Consider the following 23131-nt stretch of genomic DNA (forward strand, 5'->3'; position numbering starts at 1 on the left):
CGGTATTTATAAGTCCCTATGTCAACTACAATACTACTCGTCTTTCGTATTGGGATTGCAAATATACAACCCATTTTTCCGAAACTCCAAACGAAATTTACATTTATTTTACACAAAAGCCCTAACTCATTGTTATATCGCAAAATATTTTTTAAAAAATCATAAATTAAAACCGAAAAGTGGCCGGATCCCTGCTAAAACAAGCGCGAAATCTATAGAGGGTAAAACCAAAAAATGTCTAGCGATTTGTGATTATTCAACGAAAAGAGAGGAGAAACGGAGAAATTCGGGTTATTGAATCGTGGAAAATAAGTAGAAAGCAAGGTATTCGTTCTAAAAAAACCTCAAAGACCTGCTTAATGTCAATACATGGTATTTAAAATTGCCATGTTTTTTTTGATTTAAAGAGCTTTTAGTGTATATAATGTTTATATTTCTTGCTAGAGGTACAACAAAGTTGTTACAAATATTGAACTGACAATATTCTCTCAACAATCTTATAAGAGATAGCTGTTAAAATTTGTAGTTTTGGTATTGGAGTCTATTTAATAATTAGAACGTTTTCATGAAAATAAAGATTTTAAGTCAAAATTATTTAATGTATTCTTGTGTCATTTTTGGACCAATTGTGCTATTCGCTATGATGCTCATGTTTATCCTAGCTGAAGGAGATTTTATTTTGTTGCTATACCTAGCCATGTTTTGCATAATTTCTGTATCCCTTCTATCCATTATGGGATATTTTCGCTTAAAAAAGAACATTCATTTACACAAGGTTGTATTAGAAGAGCAGGGACTTAAGATTGATGATGTCTTATATCATGCGGATCAGATTGAACAGATAACGAGTATCGGACTTCGCAACGCAATCAATAAATACAATCTATACCTTATTGAGATCAAAATGAGCAATGGAGAATATCACTATTTCTTAGACAGACCCATGAGTTGGACATTTAAATCCCCTAGCATAAGATTATTGAAGAAGCATACATTGTTATCTTCAAAGGTAAATAATAAAGAAATAGAAAAAGATGGGTTCTCAAGTTTATATCAATAACATATTTAACATTCTATCGAAATAATTTAAGAAAAATGTCTCTTATTTTGGATGAATAATTAAAAATAAATCCCTTAAAATTAATGAAATAGTGGTGTATTTTAACTTGTAGTAACTAAATTTTGTTTGTAATCTAATTATTTATTATGAACACAACCATACTATTTATTACAACAATAATTGATACTATTATAATAGTATGTGTTTGTTGATCTTTAGATTTATCATTATTACACCAATGACACACTTTTCTATTAGATGGCGTTTGCTTTACACAATTGCTACATCTCATTTTGAATTTTTAATTATATAATATGTTATTTCTTAAGCGCAAGTTCTATTAAACTAACTGCCATATTTTTTGCTATTACTAAAATGACGTAAAACAAAACCGAAAGTTCTATTTAGACGACACATAGCAAAACCAATTTCGATTTTTACTCAATTATGAAAAAAGAAAATCCAAAGGACTTGTGCGAGAAAAAAGAAGAAACTAATCATTACACCCTTTTGCCTCGCTTTTTCGCCAACCTTTGTGAGCAATTCGTTATTTATGGAGCTATTTTTGTTTTCTTCCTAATGCAACAACTTTTTCTATCCACTTATTTCTTATTTCCGGTGTAGCTATTTTTACGACACCAATGTACGTTACTTTTACTGGTTTTATTCCACAAAATTCCAATGTTGATTTTTTTAGTTGGTTTACACTTGGTCGCCCATACACTAACCAATAGTACCAACTCGGCTGGTCAAGTGTAGTAATAATACGTGCCGTTTTACCTTTTAGTAATTTGTCCCACCAAACAGAGTTCTCTTTGTATTGAAAGGCAAACCCTGGTAAAAAAAGTCGGTCTATAAAACCTTTGGTTACGGCGGGAAGTCCGCCCCACCAAACTGGATGTACCCAAACCAAATGTTCTGCCCATTTAATTTTTTCCCAAGCCTCTATTAAATCAGGTTCTAATTCTGTCCTTTTTTGGTAACCGAATTGGAGATTTGGATTGAATTGTAAATCTCCAATTACAATTTCTTTTACTTCTGCTCCTGTATTTTCTGCTCCTGTTTTATATGCTATAGCAATTCCGTTATTGAAGGCATTTTTATTGGGATGCCCATTGATAATTAAAATTTTCTTACCCATTTCTTTTTCTAATTAAAGTACAAATATCTTCATTGGATATTTACTTATATAGGACATTTGTCTAAAAAGAAATTTCTTGTCCGACACAATTTAAATATCCTTGTGGAACACCTAAATAAAAAACCAACACACTAACGATCAGTTATTAACCTTAAAAACCAGCCAATTGAGACTTTGATTTGCTAAAAAGTCAATTATAATTTTTAGGAATCATTATCAATTCCACATTAGTAATAGTCTGAATATTTTCTTCGGTATATTACCCTGTGATAAATGAAGAATATTCTGTCATGAAATTTTCGGAAAAGTGATGCAATACGTTATTTCTTCTTTATCAAGATGTGTTTCTCTTCTTCATTAATCCTTTTAAGGATATTATAAATCACGTATACTACACAATATCCTTTTGTAAATATTCCATCCTAGATAAACATTTAGTTTTTATGTTTTTTAAAACGATAATAAATAAACACTGCACTTATAAACATCAATATAGCCGCTAATAAAAATGGAGCACCCGAAAATTCAAAAGGTGTACTTTCATGCGTAAAATAATAGAATAAATTAGTCATAATAAGTGGCCCTATAATAGAAGTAACACTTACTAAACTTGTTAATGCTCCCTGTAATTCTCCTTGCTGATCGGGGAGAATACTTTTACTAATTAAAGACTGGAGAGAAGGTCCACAAATCCCTCCTAAAGAATAGGGTATTAAAAGAACGAACATCATCCATCCCTCATTCGCAAAAGCAAACAATAAAAGTCCTAACGCATAAAACAATAATCCTAAATAGATGCTTTTTTGCTCTCCTAATTTAGGAGCACTCCATCGAATCAATACACCTTGTACCAATCCAATGCATAGCCCCAAAATTCCTAAAGAAATCCCTACTAGTCTTTCTGTCCAATTAAACGTATACATCGTAAAAAAATGTCAATTACTTTGAACGGCATGAAGTCCAATATAAACGAACACTAAAGCGAAAACCAAATTAGAAATTTTAGGATGTTTAAATAAAAACCTCAAAGAACCTATCGGATTAGCACGTTCCCACTCAAACGGTCTTCTTTTACTTTTATCTAAACTCTCAGGAAGCATAAAATACCCATACAAGAAATTCAGTAGACATAATACTGCCGCGACATAAAAAGGCACTCTCACTCCATAATATCCTAATAAACCTCCCAAAACAGGACCTATTATAAACCCTGAACCAAATGCAACTCCAATTAACCCAAAGTTCTTTGTTCTGTTTTCATCCGTAGATATGTCAGCAATATAAGCACTTGCTGTAGAAATACTAGCTCCGGTTAATCCTGCAATAACACGGCCTAGAAATAACCAGCCAATAGAAGGTGCAAGAGCTAACAAAATATAATCGATAGAAAAACCAAAAAGAGAGATCAATAAGATAGGACGTCTACCATACTTATCACTAAGATTACCAACTATAGGTGAAAATACAAATTGTGTAAATGCATAGGCAAAACCAAGCCAACCTCCATAGGTTGCTGCTTTGCTAATATCACTATGAATAAGTTCCCCTATCAGTTTCGGAACGACAGGAAGTATGATCCCCCACCCTATTATATCTAGCAATAGTGTAATAAATATAAATCTAACTGCCGCTTTTTTATCTGCTTTTTTCATGTGATAAAAGTAGACAGCGTTGCCAAATAGATTATTGACGATTTACTAGGTTTTAGGTAGTATTTCTAAACTATCTTTTATCCATGTACACACTCACACACCTTACACTACTCCTCCTCTCTATATAATTTGGGAGACCTACCTGTATTGCGTTTAAAATATCGACAAAATACGCTAGTATCTGTGAATTCTAATTCATGGCTAATTTCTTTTATTGATAAGCTTGAGGATTTAAGCAATGTTTTAGCATGCAATACTAGTACATGATCAATCCACTGTAAAGTAGATTTCCCTGTATTTTGTTTCAAAAAAGAAGAAAGATACTGCGTACTTAAGTGTAGTTCATCTGCATAAAACTGTACACTTCGTTGCTTGTGCGCATATTTAGAAACCAACGAATAAAAGTTATCGATAATTTCATGTGTTCGGTTTTTTGCTTGGCTTTTATGAGAAGGTGCATTCTGATATTTTTCAGTAATCAAATGAATCAATCCCATCACAAGATGCTTGAGCATTTCTGTTTTATGACTGCTTTGTTTCTTGTTGTATACTTTCTCAATAAGCCGGATGAATTCTTTTTGTAAAAGAAATTCATCTTGCTCCAATCTAATAATCGGCTGCCAACGAATCTGATCGTTCATGACAAATTCTCTTAAGATTGGAAATGTTGAAATAAAATCTAGAGAAAGACCTATCGTAACGATTTCTGCATCTTCGCTTAAAGACTTTGTTTCTATCATAACCTGTGGGGGCACAACAGCTATATCACCTTCTTTTACTTCATATTCAGAAAAATGAATTTGGGTTTTCATTGCACCTTTTAATACAACACCCAATAACAAGCCTTCAAATAGACGACTATGCTTCTTATAATTCTGATTTTCCTTATTGTGTTGATGAAAAACAACAATACCCTCTATTTTCTTTGTAGAATCAAGATCATATAAACTATAAACATTATCAAGCGTTATAAATAAAGCCATATTTTACACCTATTTTTAAATTTTATAAAGAAGTATTTCATTCTTTTCAATTTCGTGCTCGATTCAGTATTTTTACAAACTCCTTTTAACAGTTTATGACTTTTTTATTACTTCGCCCACGATATAAAATCAGTAATTTGTTTAAACCTCTCATATCTATATCGTAATCGTCAATTTGCAAATATTCTCTTCCGTCTCGATAATTATAAGTCAAGTAATAATGAATATGCTTTCCCGAAACCTTACTTATGACTTCTTCGTTTTCAATGTCATTCCAACTATAAAAGTCTGTTGATATAGTTTTAATTCCTTTGTCATTAATTATGATTTGAGGGTCTGTATTTGTCGATTCTTTGTACTCCTTGTAACCAAAATATGAACCAACTATTGAAAGAATTAAACCAATGATATAACTATCAGTTTTGAGAAGTAAATAGACACCAATACCTAAACAGCAAAACATAATCACCATTTCAACAGAATTTTTACCTTTTGAATAGTAAATAACAGTTTCATTTGCTACAGTTAAGTCGTCTTGAAAAAGGTCGTCTTGCTTGAATTTGTTTGATAAAGTATTTAATTTCTCTTTGTCTGTTACAGTACGAATCTCTGTCTTTTCAAAAACACTATTGTCTACCCAAATTAATTTTTCTTGAATAGCTCGTTTTTTTAGTTCGTGAACATTTCTAACATTTTCAAAAGCCCAAAGTCGCCACTTAGTAATCATAAAACTCCACCATAACCAAGCAAAAACAAGTGCAAGGACAAATCCAATTAGAAAACTCCAAGTAGGAATGAGTTTTTGAGCACCTAAATAAAGCGTAAGCCCAATGGTTCCACACATAATTATCATAACTGGATAACTGACCATTTTATGTCCTTTTGAAATCGCTTCGTCAACTGTTACTGTTTCGGTCATATTTTTTTATCTTTTATAAGGCTCGTTTTATAATAACCGCTAACATTTGAGTGATTTGCGGAGGAGCGGATAATCGAAGATGAAAGTTTCGATTTAGACGACACGTAGTAAAAGCCATTTGTCTTTTCTAATTTAATAAAAAAGTCCATGCAATTGGCTTTTTGCTACATAAGAAACCAAAAGCTTCCTATTTTATATTTAATCCGCCATTTTACAAAATCTTTGTTAGCGGAAGTATCTTTTTTAAGTTGTTCTGTTCATTTCGTTGTTTTCTTGAATTCCATTAATGGCTTCAAAAACTTCATTTTGATTTTGTTCGTTCGTCCAGCCTAAAAACGCTAGTTCTGTTCTAACTTGATGCTCATCTTTTCCTTTCACAAAATGAAAAAATGTAAAATCAATAACTTCTGTTGGTATTCTTTTTATGACATATGAAATTAAAAATCTTGTCAAGTTTAAGTAACCAAATACAAACGTTAGTCCTAATTGAATAATCCAACTAATTATTAATCCAACACTTCCAACATTTAAACTTTTGATTGTTAAACCTTGTTGAAGTCTAAGTTTCAAAAATTCAAAAAATCCAATTCTTTCAAAATTACTTTCAGTCAAGATGATATTATATTGAAATATTTGATTTCCAATAAAAACAATCAATATTGAACAAATCAAAATGTTTATTAATTTATTGAAGTTGGTAAAATTCCCTAACTTAATTCCAAGTTTTAAAGAAAACGCCAAAGCTAAACCAACAAGAAATTCAAATAAGACAATTATATATCTCCCTGTTAAGGATATTTTAGCTAATATAAATGCCAATATTATAGAAGAAACAATTGCAATTAGAATAGGAAAGATTATGTTAGGTTTTCGTATAGCTTTTGGCTTTGGTAATTCTGTTGGAATTTTATAATCATCCCAATTATCTTTTGATTCTTGTTCCTTTTCAAGCTGTCTTAATTCTTCTCGATTATAATTCCTTTCTATGTCTTGAATTACTTGTATGAAAAGATGAACTCTTTTTGAATTTCGCCCATTGTCCCACATTTCATTACCTAAAGATTCACTTTTTACAGCTACATTTCCATAATTGTAAGATACAATTATGGATTCTGTATATTGAGTCATTCCTAAACTTTTTGTCTTTCGCTTAGCCTCAATTGAATGTTCATCAACATAAATAATATCCCATTCTAATTTTTCAAAAGCTTGATTTGTAATAGCAAAAAAAGCTTTCCCAGAAAGTTGAGTGTGAAATTCAGTTTTATATTTTGGAGTAAAAGCAAATTTATGAGTTTTTTTAATTTGCTTTTCTATTTCTTTTAGTTCTGGATTCATTATTAAGATTAAGCACTGGTTGGGGAATATTTCCTCCAACGGTTCGGAGTTTGTCAATAGTAGCGGAAATAGAAGCATAAACTTTCAATTTAGCACCACAATAGCAAACCATTTACTATTTGCTAAATTACAAAAAAGGAAATAAAAAACGGCGTTAAAACTCTCAAGTTAAGAACATGTTTGAATGAAACGTTAACAAGGTTTATGTTCAAAAAGTTTTTCAAATCTTTAGTGATATGAAAACATTTTTAGTAAAGAAATTGACTGCTAAGCATTTTACATCAACATACCTAATTATGCTAGTCTATAAAATTTACACCAAAGAAGACTATTTTTTTAATATCTTAAAATTATAATGTTGATTCGAATTGATCGTAACGAAATAAACTCCGGGAACAAGATATTCTAAATTGATTTGAGACACACTTGTCTGAAATTTTTTATAAAAAACCTGCTTTCCAGATTCATCATATATAATAATTGTCGGCTGCTGTAAATTCTGAGAAAAATGAAGGGTTTCAACGACAGGATTTGGATAAACTTGTAAAGTAGAAATTGAATTTTCAATCGTATTCAACTTTTCTTGTGCAAATGAAAAATGCAATAAAGTCGCCAAAGCTCCTTTCACCACTTCTGTAAGATACTTTACATCCATACGATCAATTGTATCTTGAGGAGTATGCGCATAAGGCGTTTCATTTTTCTCGAAAAGCCCTGTTATAGGATAACCAACTGCTTGAAAAGGCATATAGTCAGAACTATACGCTCTCGAAATTTCAGTTTTTAAAGAAGTGTACAATGGAAAAATACGAGCCATTTGATTTGTCAATTCAGATGAAGCTGCATTATTAGAAATTGGATTACTTTCGTCTTGCTCACAAACAATTGTTGTATTCATCTTGTTTGCAACTCCCCCAACCTCATCAATATTAAGAACTGCTTTTATTTTTAGATTTTGAGGAACGGCAATTTTATTCACATATTCCTGACTTCCTATCAAACCACGTTCTTCTCCTGTAAAATGAATAAACTTTATCGAATAATCTGTTTCGACATCTGCTATTAATCTTGCTATTTCCAGTAACGTAACTGTTCCTGAACCATTGTCATTTGCTCCAGGACCATTTAACGTATCATAATGTCCATCGATAATAATAAATTCATCCGGATACTTTTTTCCAATTTTTGTAACAATTAAATTATATCCAATCTTCCCGAAAACACTCACAGATTGTTGTTCTATATTCGAATAACCATAGTTTGTATAATACAACTTCAACCAACTAAATACATTGTCATGTGCAGAAGATCCGACAGTTTTAATTCCGAAGTCTTGAAATTTTTGTAATTTCTGTTGAACCGAATCGAATTTCACTTGCGTAACAATCGATTGATAAAACGGATTAAATTCTTGAGCCTTTATACCAATTGAGACAATAAAAATAATTACCGGTAAATAGATATACTTCATCACATGAAAATTAATTTAACAAAATTAAAACGTAAAAGATTAAAAATTATTCAAAATAGTTTTTAATTCTTCAATACTTTCTGTTGCTTTTTTCTTAATGTGTGTAATTGAGGAATCTACAAAAGTCTCTGATGGATCTATATAGACAACAGGTACATTTGATTTTGCATAATCTTTAAGTGAAGCTGCAGGATAAACTTGCATTGATGTTCCGATTATAATCAACATATCCGCAGTCAGAACCTCATCGATTGCATTTTCTATTTCCGGAACCATTTCGCCAAACCACACAATATGAGGACGAAGTTGATTTCCATCTTCAGCTAAATCTCCAAGATTTATATTTTTATTCCATTCTATAATCAGGTTTTCATTTTTTTCACTTCTTGCTTTTCTTAATTCACCGTGCAAATGAATCACCTTTGAAGAATTTGCACGTTCGTGTAAATCATCTACGTTTTGAGTAATAATAGATACATCAAAATCGCTCTCTAACTCTTTTAAAAAAAGGTGTGCCGCATTTGGTTCCACTTCGAACAATTGTTGCCTGCGCTGATTATAGAATTCTTGTACCAATTCCGGATTTTTCAAGTAACCTTCGATAGAAGCGACTTCCATAATATCATGATTCTCCCACAAACCATTCGCATCTCTGAAAGTAGAAATCCCACTTTCAGCACTAATTCCTGCTCCTGTTAAAACCACTAATTTCTTTCTCATTTTTACATTTCGTTTCTGAAGTAAATATAGCGTTATAAATACAAAAACTCCATTTGTACAAATGGAGCTTCACGTTATTTCAATTTTTTAAATTCGTTTAATTTGACCAGACACATCACACTGAACGTCACGAACATCGTTACTGTTAAAATAGCTGCATTAATCATCATATTTTTCGTTTTTAGAATTAATATTTTTATTTAAAGTTACAACGATTCATTTCTTTACACTTGTATTTCAAAAAGAAAAACAAGTGTAACTCGCTTATTTTTAATGAATAAACTTTACTATACGACATGAAAAAACCTCAATTGGGAACAACTGAGGCTTTTCTCTACTAAAACTTAAGTACCATGAAAACTCAACTAACTTATATAAAGACTAGTACTTGAGCGAGATTAATCAAATGATATACCAAATTAAATATCAATATGTTAAAATAAAAAAAGCAGTCAATAATTGACTGCTTTTTTTTAGTTTAACTAAACGACCACTAGAAAGTGTATTTATTTTCTTTAATTAATAAATCTGCAATCTCAGTTTTTAGATTTACGACATTCGGATATTCATTGTAACGTGTAAATCTTCTTAATCCTGACAACATCATGCGTTGCTCGTCACCTTCTGTAAAAGAAATAATACCACGAGTCGCTTCTGTTTTGATAATTTCCACAGATTTGAACAATTGTAACTGAACTAATTTTACGGCATTTTTAGCAGCATCAGCACCTTTCGTCGTTGCAATTTTTTCTGCACGCAACATCGCTGATTCTACCATATAAATTTCTTGCATGATACGAGAAGCCGCAATAATTAATTGTTGATGTTGTTCCAACTCAGCTCCAAATTTTTGCAATGCTGATCCTGCTACCATAAAGAATGCTTTCTTTAGATTTGCAAGAATCTCTTTTTCTTGTGCAAATAATTCAGAATAATCCGGAATATCAAAAGAAGGAATCGACATTAATTCATTTGCCACATTCATGGCCGGCGACATTAAATCTAATTTTCCTTTGAATGCACGTTTTACTAACATCGAAACACATAACAATGTATTGATTTCGTTTGTACCTTCATAAATTCTAGAAATACGTGCATCTCTCCAAGCTGCTTCCATAGGCATTTCTTTTGAATATCCCATTCCTCCATAAATCTGAATTCCTTCATCTGCCGCATCCTGTGCAGCATCAGAAATCCAAACTTTCAAGATAGAAGCTTCGATTGCATATTCTTCAATCCCTTTCAATTCAGCTTCATTGTGCGGCATTCCTTTTGCTACATTATCTTCGATTGCATCTTGAACATCTTTCGCAGCACGATAAGCTCCCGCTTCTGAAGTAAACGCAGCAACAGCCATATCCGCTAGCTTTTCTTTGATAGCTCCAAAAGTATTAATCGATGTATTGAACTGTTTACGTTCTGAAGAATATTGTAGCGAATAATCTAAAATACGACGTTGAGCATCTAAACAAGCCGCACCTAATTTGATACGACCAACATTTAAAGCATTCATCGCAATTTTAAATCCTCCGTTTCTTTCTCCTAAAAGATTTTCTACCGGAACACGAACTTCGTTAAAGAAAACCTGACGAGTTGATGAAGAAACAATTCCTAATTTATCTTCTTCTTCTCCCAAAGAGAACCCTTCTCCTGCTTTATCTTTTTCAACAATGAAACCCGTAATATTTTTATCGTCATCAATACGAGCAAATACGATAAACAAATCTGCAAAACCTGCATTTGTTATCCACATTTTTTGACCAGTGATGATGTATTCTTTTCCATCTTCTGATAAAACAGCTTTTGTTTTTCCTGAATTTGCATCAGAACCTGCTTCAGGTTCAGTCAAACAATAAGAAGCAAACCATTCTCCTGTTGCTAATTTTGGTAAGTATTCTTGTTTTTGCTCTTCTGTTCCATATAGTAAGATTGGCATTGTACCAATTCCTGTGTGAGCTCCGAAAGCTGTAGCCAACGAACCTGTTGCGCCAGAAATATAGTCACAAACTAACATGGTTGTTACGAATCCCATTCCTAAACCTCCGTATTCTTCCGGAACAGAAATTCCTAACAATCCTAATTCACCAATTTTACGCATTAACTCCTCGATTAAAGCATAATCTTTTTTCTCTATTTGGTGTTTATTAGGAACAACTTCCTTATCGATAAATTCTTTTGCAGATTGCAAAATCATTTGCTGTTCTTCTGATAAATCTTCGTAAGTAAAGATATCATTGTAAGAGGCATCTTTGATTAGATATTGTCCTCCGATTAATCTATTTGGATTTGTAGACATTCTTGTAATTGTTTTATGGTTGTTATTTTGTAAAAAGAAGAGCCGGATCAGAAAGAAATCATTACCAACTCTCCTACCGCATTATTTTAAATATTCGAAAATTGAAGCCGCTCCCTGTCCGGTACCCACACACATTGTTACCATTCCATATTTCGCTTTACGCGCTTCCATTTCATGTAACAATTGAACTGTTAATTTCGTTCCTGAACATCCAAGCGGATGCCCTAAGGCAATCGCACCTCCATTTACATTCACAATATCCGGATTCAAATTCAGTTCACGCATAATTGCAACAGACTGAGAAGCAAATGCTTCATTTAATTCAATCAATTGGATATCCTCTAACTTCATTCCAGCTTGTTCTAACGCTTTAGGAATTGCAAACAAAGGTCCCATTCCCATAATACGAGGCTCTAAACCTACTGTTGAATAAGCGACTAAACGAGCAACCGGCTCAAGTCCCAGTTCTTTCACCATATCTTCTGACATCACCATTACAAAAGCAGCTCCATCAGACATTTGAGATGAATTACCGGCTGTAACTGTTCCGCCTTGTGCAAAAACCGGACGTAATTTTGCTAAACCTTCAACTGAAGTATCTGCACGTGGTCCTTCATCAACTTTGAAATCTATTTTCTTGGTTTGAACTTTTTCTTTGTCATCCAAAAAACTGTATTCAACATCAATCGGAACAATTTGAGATGCAAATTTTCCTTCCGCATTTGCTTTCAACGCTTTTTGATGCGAATTAAACGCAAACAAATCTTGGTCTTCACGAGAAACTTTAAATTCTTTTGCGACTTCTTCTGCCGTCAACCCCATTCCCCAATAATAATCTGGGTGATCTTTGGCTAAATCTGTTTCCGGAATTGGCTTGTATCCTCCCATTGGAATATACGACATCGATTCTGCACCTCCTGCAATAATACATTCTGCCATTCCTGTTCTGATTTTAGCAGCTGCCAACGCAATTGCTTCTGAACCTGATGCACAGTAGCGATTTACTGTAACACCTGGCACTTTATCTGTATCCAACCCCATTAATGAGATAAGACGTGCCATATTTAATCCTTGCTCTGCTTCCGGCATTGCACACCCAACAATTAAATCGTCAATACGCGCCGGATCTAAAGTTGGATAATCTTGCATTAAGCGTTTGATTACTGTAGCAGCCATCTCATCAGGACGCGTAAAGCGTAATGTCCCTTTTGGCGCTTTCCCTACAGCTGTTCTATATCCTGTAACTATATATGCTTGTTTCATTTTTTAAAAATTTAGATGTTAGATTCTAGATTCTAGATTTTAGTTTTTGTTGAAATACATAATTCATTTTCTGAATTTCATTTAATAATAAAATAATATGTTCTGTTTTATCTTTCTTGAATAATTGTAATTCTATCCCTAAAATTAATTGAGTCATTAATTCATAAGAAGATCCATTTGCAATTGATAAAAAATGAACAAATTCTTTATTTGAGTTTCTTCCAGCTCCTTCTGCAATATTTGAAGGAATTGAAATTGCAGCTCTTTTAATTTGACTATTCAGACCAAACTTTTCGTCTTGAGGTAATTCTAAACAAATCAAATAAACTTGTTTTGTAAGCTCAATTGCTTTTTTCCAAATTATTAAATCCTCAAGTTTATGCATCTCAATACTAATATCTAAAATCCCAATACTATAATTTTAATTACGCAAAGGTTTACCTGTTTTCAACATATGCTGGATTCGCTCTAATGTTTTTCTTTCTCCACAAAGCGATAAGAAAGTTTCGCGTTCTAAGTCTAACAAATATTGTTCTGAAACATAAGTAGATTCAGATAAATTACCACCTGTCATGACATATCCTAATTTATTCGCAATTAAACGATCGTGATCAGAAGCATAACGTCCGGCTACCATAGAATCAGTTCCTACATAGAACATACCCATCGCTTCTTTCCCTAACACCTCTACTCTACGTTGAATAGGTTGCGTATATCCTGCTTCTGCCATAATAATTGCATGTTTCTTTGCTTCTGCAATTTGACGTTCTGCATTTACCACGACAACATCTTGTTCACGAATAATTCCCATATTTTTCGCTTCATAAGCTGATGTCGCTACTTTGGCTGTTGCAATATTCATGAAGTTATCACGTAAATGATTTACTTTCACATCATCTTTTAATGCAAACTCAGTTGCGCGGCGAGCAAATTCTTTCGAACCTCCACCACCTGGAATTAATCCTACTCCAACTTCAACTAAACCAATGTAAGTTTCTGCAGCTGCAACAATTTTATCTGCATGCATCGACATTTCACATCCTCCACCAAGTGTCATTCCATGTGGAGCAACAACTACCGGAATAGATGAATAACGAACACGCATCATCGTATCCTGGAACATTTTGATTGCCATGTTTAATTCCCACCAATCTTGCTCAGCAGCCATCATCATAATCATTGCTAAATTTGCTCCAACAGAGAAATTATCACCTTGGTTACCTATCACAACTCCACGATAATCTTTTTCAGCAAGTTCAATCCCTTTATTAATTCCTTGTAAAACTCCACCTCCAAGCGAATTCATTTTTGATCGGAATTCAATGTTAATAATTCCATCACCTAAATCTTGGATAGAAGTTTCTTGATTAGACCAAACTTCATTTGTTTTACGGATATTATCTAAAATGATAAATGCATCTTGTCCCGGAATTAATTCGAATTGTTTTGAATCCTGGTTATAGAAAAGTTTTTTGCCATTCTCTATTTTATAAAAAGAATCTGCACCAGTTGCTGCTAACTCTTTTACCCAATCAGCCACTTTGAATCCTTCAGATTCTACTAACTGAATTCCGTTTTTCACCCCAACTAAGTCCCATGTTTCAAATGGACCATATTTCCAAGCATACCCTGTTTTTAAAGCATCATCTATTGGATACAACACATCTGTAATTTCCGGGATACGTTGCGAAACATACGCAAATAATGATGCAAAATGTTTACGGATTAATTCTCCTGCTTTACCAGAATCTTTCAATAGAACGCCTAATTTATTACGCATAGAGCCTGCATTTTTCGCAGTTTCAACAGCAGTAACTTTAGCACGTGCCATAGGACGATAGTCTAATGTATCAAGGTTTAATGCAAAACGTTTTGTATTTCCGTCTTTATCAATTTCTTTGTAATAGAAACCTTTTCTCGTTTTATCACCTAAGAATTTATTTTCAATCAAGAAGTTCAAAAACTTTGAATCTCTCAAACCTTGAATCATCTCGTCGTTTGGTGCATTTTGCTGTAACCCTTTCGTTACATTGTACGCTGTATCCAAACCAACCAAATCCCCTAATTTGAAAGTTCCTGTTTTTGGGCGACCAAGAATAGATCCTGTTAATGTATCGACCTCTTCAATTGTTAATCCTATTTCCTGTGCCAATTCCATCACTTTCGCCATCGAGTAGACTCCTACTCTATTCCCTATAAAACCTGGTGTATCTTTACATAAAACCGGTGTTTTACCTAGAAATAACGACGCATAGTTTTGGAAAAATTCAACGACAGATTGATCTGTTTGAGGAGTTGGAATGATTTCGAATAATTTTAAGTAACGTGGTGGATTAAAAAAGTGCGTTCCACAAAAATGTTTTTGAAAATCTTCTGAACGACCTTCTGCCATCAAATGAATTGGAATACCAGAAGTATTCGACGTTACTAAAGTTCCTGGTTTGCGGAAATTGTCTACACGTTCGAAAATTGATTGTTTAATATCTAATCGTTCGATTACTACTTCTATTACCCAATCCGAGTTTTTAATTTTCTCGAAATCATCATCAAAATTACCAACAGTTATACGAGAAGCAAATGCTTTGTCATAAATTGGTGAAGGGTTGCTTTTTAAAGCAGCATCTAAGTGAGTTTGAGCAGTTCTGTTACGAACTACTTTACTCTCTAAAGTAAGTCCTTTCGCTTGCTCTTGTGGTGTAAGCTCGCGAGGAACCATATCCAGCATCAAGACTTCGACTCCGATATTTGCAAAATGACATGCAATACCAGAACCCATTACTCCTGATCCTAATACAGTTACGTGTTTAACGTGTCTTCTCATAATTGTTTTTAAATATTTTTTTGTCCGATATTAATTGATTAATCTTATAAATCACTTCTAAGAAAATCTGCATTTTCTCAGGTTCGATATGATTATTAATTGATTCGTTGAACTGTAAAACAAAATGTTTCGAAATATCTCTCATCCGTAAACCTTCTTCTGTTAACGTAATTAAAACGCTTCTCCCATCTTCCGGATTTGGTTTTCGTACAATAAAATTTCTTGCTTCTAAGTTTTTTAAAGTTCTAGACAAACTTGTCGGTTCAATTCCCATTTTTGGTCCCAATGAAGTACTTGGTGTACCTCCTTTCGGGTCAATCGATAATAATGTAAATGCATACACCATTGTGGAATCGTAAGCTCCTGCTTGCTCATTATACATTTTCTGCACAGAAAGCCATGTTGAACGCAATAAATAATCTATCGTTAAATCTTCTCTTAACATATTTTAGTGTATGTCTAACAAATATAATCTTTTTTTATTATGCAAGCATAATAACATTTTAAAATTTAATATCTCTTAACATAATTTGATACAATATACTATTTATCAAAAACATATAAGATTAAATTAATCTTAAAGAAATAAATATGATGAATAAATAATAGTTAATTTTATTCAATTAAATCCAAAACAGAAAAAGTAGTGTATAAATACGCCATATTAAAATCGAAAATAAATATAAAGTAGCTTTATGATTATAAATAAATAAGATTGTTTAATCTCTTTTCAACGGCATACATTCGTAGAAATTTTAAAATAGTGCTTATGGAATCAAAGCATACGATGAATAAAGTAACGGCAGCAACCCTCTTAATCGCATTTGGAATCATTTACGGTGATATTGGAACAAGTCCATTATATGTAATGAAAGCGATAATCGGAGAAAATCGTGTAATTGAAGAGAGCATTGTTTATGGAGGCGTATCGTGTGTATTTTGGACTTTATGTTTTCAAACTTCTATTAAATATGTATGGTTGACACTAAAAGCAGATAATGATGGTGAAGGAGGTATTTTTTCGTTGTATTCACTCATCAAGAAAAAAGGAAAAAATCTTATTATCCCAACCATTATTGGAGCATCCGCCTTATTAGCAGATGGAATTATTACTCCTCCCGTTTCGGTTTCTTCCGCCGTAGAAGGTCTACGAATGTTAAACGGACTGGAAAACCTCCCTACTATACCAATTGTCATTTTTATTCTTTCTGCATTATTCTTTTTTCAACGATTCGGAACAAACAAAGTCGGTAAAATATTTGGTCCTTTTATGGTCTTATGGTTTACTATGCTTTTAGGATTAGGAATTTACCACATTGTTCATCATCCAAGTATTATCAAGGCTTTAAATCCATATTACGCCTACAATCTTTTGATGAATTACCCACATGGATTTTGGATATTAGGAGCTGTTTTCCTTTGTACAACAGGTGCGGAAGCATTGTATTCAGATTTGGGGCATTGTGGACGAAAAAACATCCGTATCAGTTGGATCTATGTTAAAATTTGTTTAGTTACAAACTATTTAGGGCAAGCTGCTTGGTTAATGCATCAAGATGATCCAATATTAGACGGTAGAAATCCATTTTACGAAATGATGCCTGACTGGTTTTTAATTCCGGGAATATGCATTGCGACAGGAGCTGCAATTATCGCATCTCAAGCGTTAATTACCGGTTCTTTTACATTAATCAATGAAGCAATCAATTTAGGTTTCTGGCCCAGAACATTGATTATTCAACCAAACGAACATAAAAGCCAGGTGTACATCCCTACCATCAATTTCATGCTATGGGCCGGGTGTGTATTTATTGTTTTATACTTTAGAGATTCTTCTCATATGGAGGCGGCATATGGACTTGCAATTACCGTCACCATGTTAATGACCACTTTTTTATTATCCTATTACCTCAACTATTATACAAAATTCAACAAAGTATTTATTGTTGCAATTCTATCTGTTTTTGTTGCAATCGAATCATCATTCTTTGTTGCAAACGTTGTCAAATTCATAGACGGAGGTTATTTAGCCCTACTAATGGGGTGGTTGTTCTTCATCATCATGTACTGTAGTTTTTATGGGAAAATTCTTAATTCACGAAACCTGGAGTTTGTAAAAATTAAACGTTATGCAAATATTTTAACAGAATTAAGTGAAGATAAAACAGTAAACAAATACTCGACATTCTTATTTTATTTAACGAAGTCGACAAATCCAAAAACGATAGAAAAATACAGTATTCAATCTATTTTATCAAAACGACCTAAACGTGCAGATGTGTATTGGTTCGTCAACATTAGCCGAGACAGTGAGCCGTATACATTGAATTATAAAATTTTGCCAATTGTAGACCAAAAGATTTATCGAATTACATTCAACATTGGATTCAGGGTTCAACCAAAAACAGAACAATATATTAAAAAGGTAATTAATGATATGTATGCAGATGGAGAATTACAACTCAAGTATTTAAGTCCTTGTCTGAAAAAATACAACCAAGATCCGGATATGAAATTCGTTTTAATTGAGAAATTCCCTTCTATTGAAACTAAATTAAGTATGAAAGAGTTCTTCACTTTGAAAGTATATTACATTTTAAAGAAGATAGAATTCAATATTCCAAAATCATTTGGTCTTGAAAAAAATGATGTTGTCGTAGAACACATCCCTTTATATGTACACAAAGACAATGTCGACGATTTAAAAAGAATTCAATAAAATTTAAAATCCTGAAAGTTTTTCAGGATTTTTTTATGAATCTAACTTCTTAATTCACAACTATCAAATAATTTTTATAAATTTATATTCATCATAAACTATTAAAATTCTATTCATTATGTTTGAAATTTATCAAGACAAAGCAGGAGAATATCGTTTTCGTTTGAAAGCTAAAAACGGGCAAAACATTTTAGCAAGCGAAGGATATAAACAAAAAGCAAGTTGTGAAAACGGAATCGAATCCGTGCGCAAGAATTCGCAGGATGATGCTAAATTCGAATTAAAAGAAGGTGCTTCCGGGAAATGGCATTTCAATCTGAAAGCTTCAAATGGACAAATTATCGGAACAAGCCAATCGTATGAAACAGAATCTGGTGCTAGAAACGGAATTGCTTCTGTCAAAACAAACGCTTTAGAAGCAAGTGTAAAAGAAGTTGAGGGATAAAACACAAACCTCTATAAAAAGCTGAAGCCTTGGAAAATCCAAGGCTCAACCTAATTAACACTAATATGAATTAACACTAAAAACTTATGAAGTAAAATAATGTTCAACTTTATTTTAGATGCGATCTAAGCATCCAAGCAGTTTTTTGATGTTGTTCTAACAATCCAACTAAGAAATCCGAAGTTGAAATATCATTGAACTTTTCAATTTCTACTACAGCTTCTGCCAAAAAATTAATAATAATTTCGTGGTCGTGTAGCAAATCAGCAATAAAACTTAAACTATCTTTGTTTTCCGTTTTTCTTGCTTCTGACAAATGAGCTAACTGCAAATACTCTGCCATTGTTGCTGGTGCATAAACATCTTTTTGACGAATTTTTTCCGCAACATCGTCTATGACAATTTGTAACTCGTTGTATAACGATTCAAAATACACATGTATAGTCTGAAAATCTGGACCTTCAACATTCCAATGTGCATTTCTTGTTTTTAAATATAAAATGTGTTCGTCTGCTAATAATTTAATTAAAATATCAGCAATCTTTTGTTTCTTTTCTGGCGATAATAATTTCATTTGTTTAAATTTTTATATTGTCTATTTTGATTAACTTTACTACTGCAAAGATAAAACCAGAAAGGGTAGATGGTATAGATTTTTTAAATCTTATTTCTATTCCTTTATAATTAAAAACTATGAACGACTCTTTACAACCAAAACGTGATAAGATGTTTTTATTAAAACAGAATTATTAGTTTTGTTGGGACAAATTTATAGTGGTTTTTTCAATTAAAGCCACTTTTAAAAGTTAAAAATTAATTAAATTTCTATGAAAAATTTTCTTTTATTTATCATTTCTTTAACCCTAGGTACTACTGCTTTTTCGCAAATTAATCAAAATCAAACCCTTACTAACAATTGGAGATTTGGAGGTGGAATTGGTCTGTCTTTTGGAAACAACAGTTACTTTGGTTTTAACGTATCTCCAAGTGTTGGTTATATGGTTTCGAATAATGTAGAGTTAGGCGCAACAGCTGGTTATCAATATGCAAAAAACGATTATTCTAAATTAAATTTATTTAATGTTGGTCCTTATATCAATTTTTTCCCAATCGAGAATATATTCCTGAGAGCGAATTATATGTATTATACAGGAAAACAAGAATACAATGATCGTACTCCTTATTACAATACTATGTATGAAGCTAATTTAGATGAATCTGCTTTATGGCTTGGAGCCGGATACCAATCCGGAGGACCGGTTAGATTTCAGGCAGGTGTCATGTACAATGTTTTATACAAGGAAAATGAAAGTATATTTTCATCAGGTTTTCAACCATTTATGGGTGTTTCTATCGGTTTATAACATAAAAAAAGCACTCTAAATTTAGAGTGCTTTTTTATGTTATTTTAATTCATTTTTCAAGAATTTCCCCGTTACACTTTTCGGATTTTTCGCAATTTCTTCCGGTGTCCCTTCCGCAACAATTTTCCCTCCTTTGCTTCCTCCATCAGGACCGATATCAATTACATAATCGGCTAACTTTATCACATCTAAATTATGTTCGATAATAATAACGGTATTTCCAAATTCAACAATTTTATTGATAACTTTCATCAAAACACTTACATCTTCAAAATGCAAACCTGTTGTTGGTTCATCTAAAATATAAATTGTTTTTCCTGTTTGTTTTTTCGCTAATTCCGTCGCCAATTTTACCCGCTGCGCTTCTCCTCCACTCAATGTTGTTGATTGCTGTCCAAGTGTAATATAACCCAATCCTACATCTTGTAGCATTTTTACATATCGATATATTTTCGGTATTGCTTCAAAAAACTCTACAGCTTCATTTACCGTCATATCAAGCACGTCTGCTATAGACTTTCCTTTATAACGAATCTCTAATGTTTCGCGGTTAAATCTTTTTCCGTTGCACGTTTCACACTCTACATGAATATCAGGTAAAAAGTTCATTTCAATTACACGCAAACCGGCACCCTGGCAAGTTTCACAACGACCACCTTTTACATTAAATGAAAAACGTCCCGGTTTGTATCCTCTAATCTTTGCTTCAGGTAAATTTGTAAATAAGGAACGAATATCTGAGAAAATTCCTGTATATGTTGCAGGATTAGAACGAGGTGTTCGTCCGATAGGAGATTGATCCACTTCGATTACTTTATCCAAATGTTCCAAACCTTCAATTTTTTTATAAGGCATCGGATCTTTTTCTGCTCTAAAAAAATATTGATTCAGAATTCTGTATAAGGTTTCATTAATCAATGTTGATTTTCCGCTTCCGGAAACTCCTGAAACCACAACCAGCTCACCTAATGGAATCGTAAGGTTTACATTTTTTAAATTATTTCCTTTTGCCCCATAAAGTTTCAATTCGTTTCCGTTTCCTTTTCTACGTTTTTCCGGAATCTCTATTTGTAATTTATTATTCAGGTAATTAGAAGTCAATGTATTTGATTTCAACATTTGCGTTGGTTTTCCTTCCCAAACAATTTGTCCTCCTTTTTTACCAGCTTTCGGCCCCACATCAATCACATAATCTGATTCCAGAATCATATCTTTATCATGTTCTACTACCAAAACAGAATTTCCTATATCACGCAGTTTTTTCAATGATTCTATTAATCTGACATTATCACGTTGATGCAATCCAATACTCGGTTCATCTAAGATATAAAGCACATTTACTAATTGCGAACCTATTTGCGTAGCCAGACGAATACGTTGTGCTTCGCCCCCGGAAAGCGTTTTAGAAGAACGATTAAGGCTCAAATAATCCAATCCTACATCTAACAAAAATGATAAACGCGTATAAATTTCTTTTAGAATTTCGTGCGCAATTTGTTGTTGATTTGAAGTCATTGAAACCGGTGCTTCCTCAATCCATTTTTGAAGTGATTTAAGATCCATTTCAGCAACTTCTCCAATATTCTTATCATCAATACGGAAGAAAAGTGATTCTTTTTTCAAACGCTTTCCTTCGCAAGTTGGACAAATTACTTTTTTACCAAACTTTTTACTGATTGAATTAGATGAAGGATTATTCTTATCCTCCATAATTTCAGCAAGAAACATGTTTAATCCTTCAAAATCTATCTTGTATGTTTTTTTTACTGATGCAAATTTCAAATCGACATTCAACGTCTCCTTTAAACCATTCATTACATCATCAATCAATTCTTGCGGCAATTTTTTGAAAGCTGTTTTTTGATCAATATGATACTTCACAAAAATGGCTTCCAATTGTTTTTCGATTCGAGAAGACGTTTTTAAGGCTTCAAACAATTCTTCCAGATTGTCGAACAACGACTTTTCTTTATCTTGAAATAATTTTTCAAGATTCACCACTTTCAATTCTCCTAAACCTGTACATGTAGAACAAGCTCCTTTTGGTGAATTGAACGAAAATGTATTTGGCTCAGGCAACGCATATGATACTCCGGAGCTCGCACACATCAGCGAACGAGAAAAGAAGCGTGTTTCATTGGTTTCATAATCCAAAACCATTGTAATTCCGTTTCCTTGCTGCATCGCATGATCGATGCTTGAACGTAATCGTTGGTCATTCACCTTGTCGTTCAAAATCATTTTATCTACCAGCAATTCAATGTCGTGTGTTTTGTAACGATCCAGCATCATTCCAGGCTCTATATCTTTCAATTCACCGTCAATACGCATTTCCAGAAAACCTTTCTTCGAATAGGTTACAAAAATTTCTCGATAATGCCCTTTACGTGAACGAACAATCGGTGCTAAAATCGCAATTTTTTTACCTTCATATTGCGTTCGAATCAATTCAATAATCTGATCATCCGAATAGGCAACCATTTTTTCATTTGTTTCTACTGAATATGCTGTTGAAGCACGGGCATACAACAAACGAAGAAAATCATAAATTTCAGTAATTGTTCCTACTGTAGAACGTGGATTTTTATTCGTTGTTTTTTGCTCAATTGCAATAACAGGTGACAAACCATCAATTTTATCAACATCAGGGCGTTCCAAACCTCCTAAAAATTGACGTGCATAAGCCGAAAAAGTTTCAATGTAACGACGTTGACCTTCCGCATAAATTGTATCAAAAGCCAGCGATGATTTTCCACTTCCGCTCAAACCGGTGATAACCACTAGCTCGTTGCGAGGAATTTTAACATCAATATTTTTTAGATTATGTTCACGTGCACCGTAAACTTCAATAAAATCTTTGTCCATGTTCATTTGTAAGAAGTTGCAAAAATACAAAAAAAGCCACATTCTTGTGGCTTAGTTTCATTTTAAAAATTGTT

General features: G+C 32.9%; 17 protein-coding genes and 1 pseudogene. 4 read left to right on the forward strand and 14 right to left on the reverse strand.

The window, feature by feature from the left end:
* The first annotated feature begins 733 nt into the window (after nt 1–733).
* On the forward strand, nt 734–1060 hold the full coding sequence (locus tag H277_RS0115740) for a hypothetical protein (RefSeq protein ID WP_146810475.1): 327 nt from the start codon (nt 734–736) through the stop codon (nt 1058–1060).
* Nucleotides 1061–1619: 559 nt separating this feature from the next.
* Here H277_RS0115740 and H277_RS0115745 read toward each other — a convergent pair.
* From H277_RS0115745 to H277_RS0115805, 12 genes and pseudogenes are all read right to left on the reverse strand, one after another.
* Nucleotides 1620–2201 carry an NAD(P)H-dependent oxidoreductase gene (locus H277_RS0115745; RefSeq protein ID WP_019976579.1) on the reverse strand — a complete coding sequence of 194 codons (582 nt, stop codon included), beginning with the start codon at nt 2199–2201 and terminating at the stop codon, nt 1620–1622.
* 434 nt (nt 2202–2635) lie between these two features.
* Nucleotides 2636–3853 (reverse strand): annotated as a pseudogene (locus H277_RS19510) (TCR/Tet family MFS transporter).
* A 107-nt stretch (nt 3854–3960) separates the two neighbouring features.
* Complete coding sequence (locus H277_RS0115755) at nt 3961–4836, reverse strand: helix-turn-helix domain-containing protein (protein ID WP_019976582.1); 876 nt, start codon at nt 4834–4836, stop codon at nt 3961–3963.
* 85 nt (nt 4837–4921) lie between these two features.
* Nucleotides 4922–5755 carry a beta/alpha barrel domain-containing protein gene (locus H277_RS0115760; protein WP_019976583.1) on the reverse strand — a complete coding sequence of 278 codons (834 nt, stop codon included), beginning with the start codon at nt 5753–5755 and terminating at the stop codon, nt 4922–4924.
* A 243-nt stretch (nt 5756–5998) separates the two neighbouring features.
* Entirely contained in the window at nt 5999–7093 is a 1095-nt protein-coding gene (locus H277_RS0115765) for a hypothetical protein (RefSeq protein ID WP_019976584.1), read from the reverse strand.
* A gap of 328 nt (nt 7094–7421) precedes the next feature.
* On the reverse strand, nt 7422–8564 hold the full coding sequence (locus H277_RS19300) for a M20/M25/M40 family metallo-hydrolase (protein ID WP_019976586.1): 1143 nt from the start codon (nt 8562–8564) through the stop codon (nt 7422–7424).
* A gap of 39 nt (nt 8565–8603) precedes the next feature.
* Entirely contained in the window at nt 8604–9284 is a 681-nt protein-coding gene (locus H277_RS0115780; RefSeq protein ID WP_019976587.1) for an SIR2 family NAD-dependent protein deacylase, read from the reverse strand.
* Between the two features lie 493 nt (nt 9285–9777).
* On the reverse strand, nt 9778–11580 hold the full coding sequence (locus tag H277_RS0115785) for an acyl-CoA dehydrogenase family protein (RefSeq protein WP_019976588.1): 1803 nt from the start codon (nt 11578–11580) through the stop codon (nt 9778–9780).
* Between the two features lie 81 nt (nt 11581–11661).
* On the reverse strand, nt 11662–12843 hold the full coding sequence (locus H277_RS0115790) for a thiolase family protein (protein WP_019976589.1): 1182 nt from the start codon (nt 12841–12843) through the stop codon (nt 11662–11664).
* A gap of 25 nt (nt 12844–12868) precedes the next feature.
* Nucleotides 12869–13228 carry a four helix bundle protein gene (locus H277_RS0115795; RefSeq protein WP_019976590.1) on the reverse strand — a complete coding sequence of 120 codons (360 nt, stop codon included), beginning with the start codon at nt 13226–13228 and terminating at the stop codon, nt 12869–12871.
* A 36-nt stretch (nt 13229–13264) separates the two neighbouring features.
* Complete coding sequence (locus H277_RS0115800; RefSeq protein ID WP_019976591.1) at nt 13265–15664, reverse strand: 3-hydroxyacyl-CoA dehydrogenase/enoyl-CoA hydratase family protein; 2400 nt, start codon at nt 15662–15664, stop codon at nt 13265–13267.
* On the reverse strand, nt 15648–16109 hold the full coding sequence (locus H277_RS0115805) for a MarR family winged helix-turn-helix transcriptional regulator (protein ID WP_019976592.1): 462 nt from the start codon (nt 16107–16109) through the stop codon (nt 15648–15650). Before H277_RS0115805 ends, H277_RS0115800 begins: the two co-directional genes overlap by 17 nt.
* 324 nt (nt 16110–16433) lie before the next feature.
* On the opposite strand from H277_RS0115805, the gene H277_RS0115810 reads away from it, so the two are divergent.
* A complete protein-coding gene (locus tag H277_RS0115810) occupies nt 16434–18383 on the forward strand; it encodes a KUP/HAK/KT family potassium transporter (RefSeq protein WP_019976593.1) in 1950 nt (649 codons plus the stop codon).
* A gap of 118 nt (nt 18384–18501) precedes the next feature.
* On the forward strand, nt 18502–18828 hold the full coding sequence (locus H277_RS0115815) for a YegP family protein (protein ID WP_019976594.1): 327 nt from the start codon (nt 18502–18504) through the stop codon (nt 18826–18828).
* Nucleotides 18829–18937: 109 nt separating this feature from the next.
* Here H277_RS0115815 and H277_RS0115820 read toward each other — a convergent pair whose 3' ends face one another.
* A complete protein-coding gene (locus tag H277_RS0115820) occupies nt 18938–19402 on the reverse strand; it encodes a Dps family protein (protein WP_019976595.1) in 465 nt (154 codons plus the stop codon).
* 253 nt (nt 19403–19655) lie between these two features.
* On the opposite strand from H277_RS0115820, the gene H277_RS0115825 reads away from it, so the two are divergent.
* Nucleotides 19656–20192, forward strand: a complete 537-nt coding sequence (locus H277_RS0115825) for a hypothetical protein (protein ID WP_019976596.1) — start codon at nt 19656–19658, stop codon at nt 20190–20192.
* A gap of 39 nt (nt 20193–20231) precedes the next feature.
* Here the strand turns inward: H277_RS0115825 and uvrA are convergent, their stop codons facing one another.
* Complete coding sequence (uvrA, locus tag H277_RS0115830) at nt 20232–23063, reverse strand: excinuclease ABC subunit UvrA (protein ID WP_026357663.1); 2832 nt, start codon at nt 23061–23063, stop codon at nt 20232–20234.
* Nucleotides 23064–23131: the final 68 nt, after the last annotated feature.

It is taken from the genome of Empedobacter brevis NBRC 14943 = ATCC 43319, assembly GCF_000382425.1.
In the GTDB taxonomy this organism is placed as follows: domain Bacteria; phylum Bacteroidota; class Bacteroidia; order Flavobacteriales; family Weeksellaceae; genus Empedobacter; species Empedobacter brevis.

What these genes read in the sequence shown, in the direction of transcription:
- H277_RS0115785 (WP_019976588.1), bottom strand. Translation starts at nt 11,580, where the DNA reads ATGTCTACAAATCCAAATAGATTAATCGGAGGACAATATCTAATCAAA.
- H277_RS0115740 (WP_146810475.1), top strand. Translation starts at nt 734, where the DNA reads ATGGGATATTTTCGCTTAAAAAAGAACATTCATTTACACAAGGTTGTA.
- H277_RS0115800 (WP_019976591.1), bottom strand. Translation starts at nt 15,664, where the DNA reads ATGAGAAGACACGTTAAACACGTAACTGTATTAGGATCAGGAGTAATG.
- H277_RS0115825 (WP_019976596.1), top strand. Translation starts at nt 19,656, where the DNA reads ATGAAAAATTTTCTTTTATTTATCATTTCTTTAACCCTAGGTACTACT.
- H277_RS0115765 (WP_019976584.1), bottom strand. Translation starts at nt 7,093, where the DNA reads ATGAATCCAGAACTAAAAGAAATAGAAAAGCAAATTAAAAAAACTCAT.
- H277_RS0115745 (WP_019976579.1), bottom strand. Translation starts at nt 2,201, where the DNA reads ATGGGTAAGAAAATTTTAATTATCAATGGGCATCCCAATAAAAATGCC.
- H277_RS0115815 (WP_019976594.1), top strand. Translation starts at nt 18,502, where the DNA reads ATGTTTGAAATTTATCAAGACAAAGCAGGAGAATATCGTTTTCGTTTG.
- H277_RS0115790 (WP_019976589.1), bottom strand. Translation starts at nt 12,843, where the DNA reads ATGAAACAAGCATATATAGTTACAGGATATAGAACAGCTGTAGGGAAA.
- H277_RS0115795 (WP_019976590.1), bottom strand. Translation starts at nt 13,228, where the DNA reads ATGCATAAACTTGAGGATTTAATAATTTGGAAAAAAGCAATTGAGCTT.
- H277_RS0115805 (WP_019976592.1), bottom strand. Translation starts at nt 16,109, where the DNA reads ATGTTAAGAGAAGATTTAACGATAGATTATTTATTGCGTTCAACATGG.
- H277_RS19300 (WP_019976586.1), bottom strand. Translation starts at nt 8,564, where the DNA reads ATGAAGTATATCTATTTACCGGTAATTATTTTTATTGTCTCAATTGGT.
- H277_RS0115810 (WP_019976593.1), top strand. Translation starts at nt 16,434, where the DNA reads ATGGAATCAAAGCATACGATGAATAAAGTAACGGCAGCAACCCTCTTA.
- H277_RS0115760 (WP_019976583.1), bottom strand. Translation starts at nt 5,755, where the DNA reads ATGACCGAAACAGTAACAGTTGACGAAGCGATTTCAAAAGGACATAAA.
- H277_RS0115820 (WP_019976595.1), bottom strand. Translation starts at nt 19,402, where the DNA reads ATGAAATTATTATCGCCAGAAAAGAAACAAAAGATTGCTGATATTTTA.
- H277_RS0115780 (WP_019976587.1), bottom strand. Translation starts at nt 9,284, where the DNA reads ATGAGAAAGAAATTAGTGGTTTTAACAGGAGCAGGAATTAGTGCTGAA.
- uvrA (WP_026357663.1), bottom strand. Translation starts at nt 23,063, where the DNA reads ATGAACATGGACAAAGATTTTATTGAAGTTTACGGTGCACGTGAACAT.
- H277_RS0115755 (WP_019976582.1), bottom strand. Translation starts at nt 4,836, where the DNA reads ATGGCTTTATTTATAACGCTTGATAATGTTTATAGTTTATATGATCTT.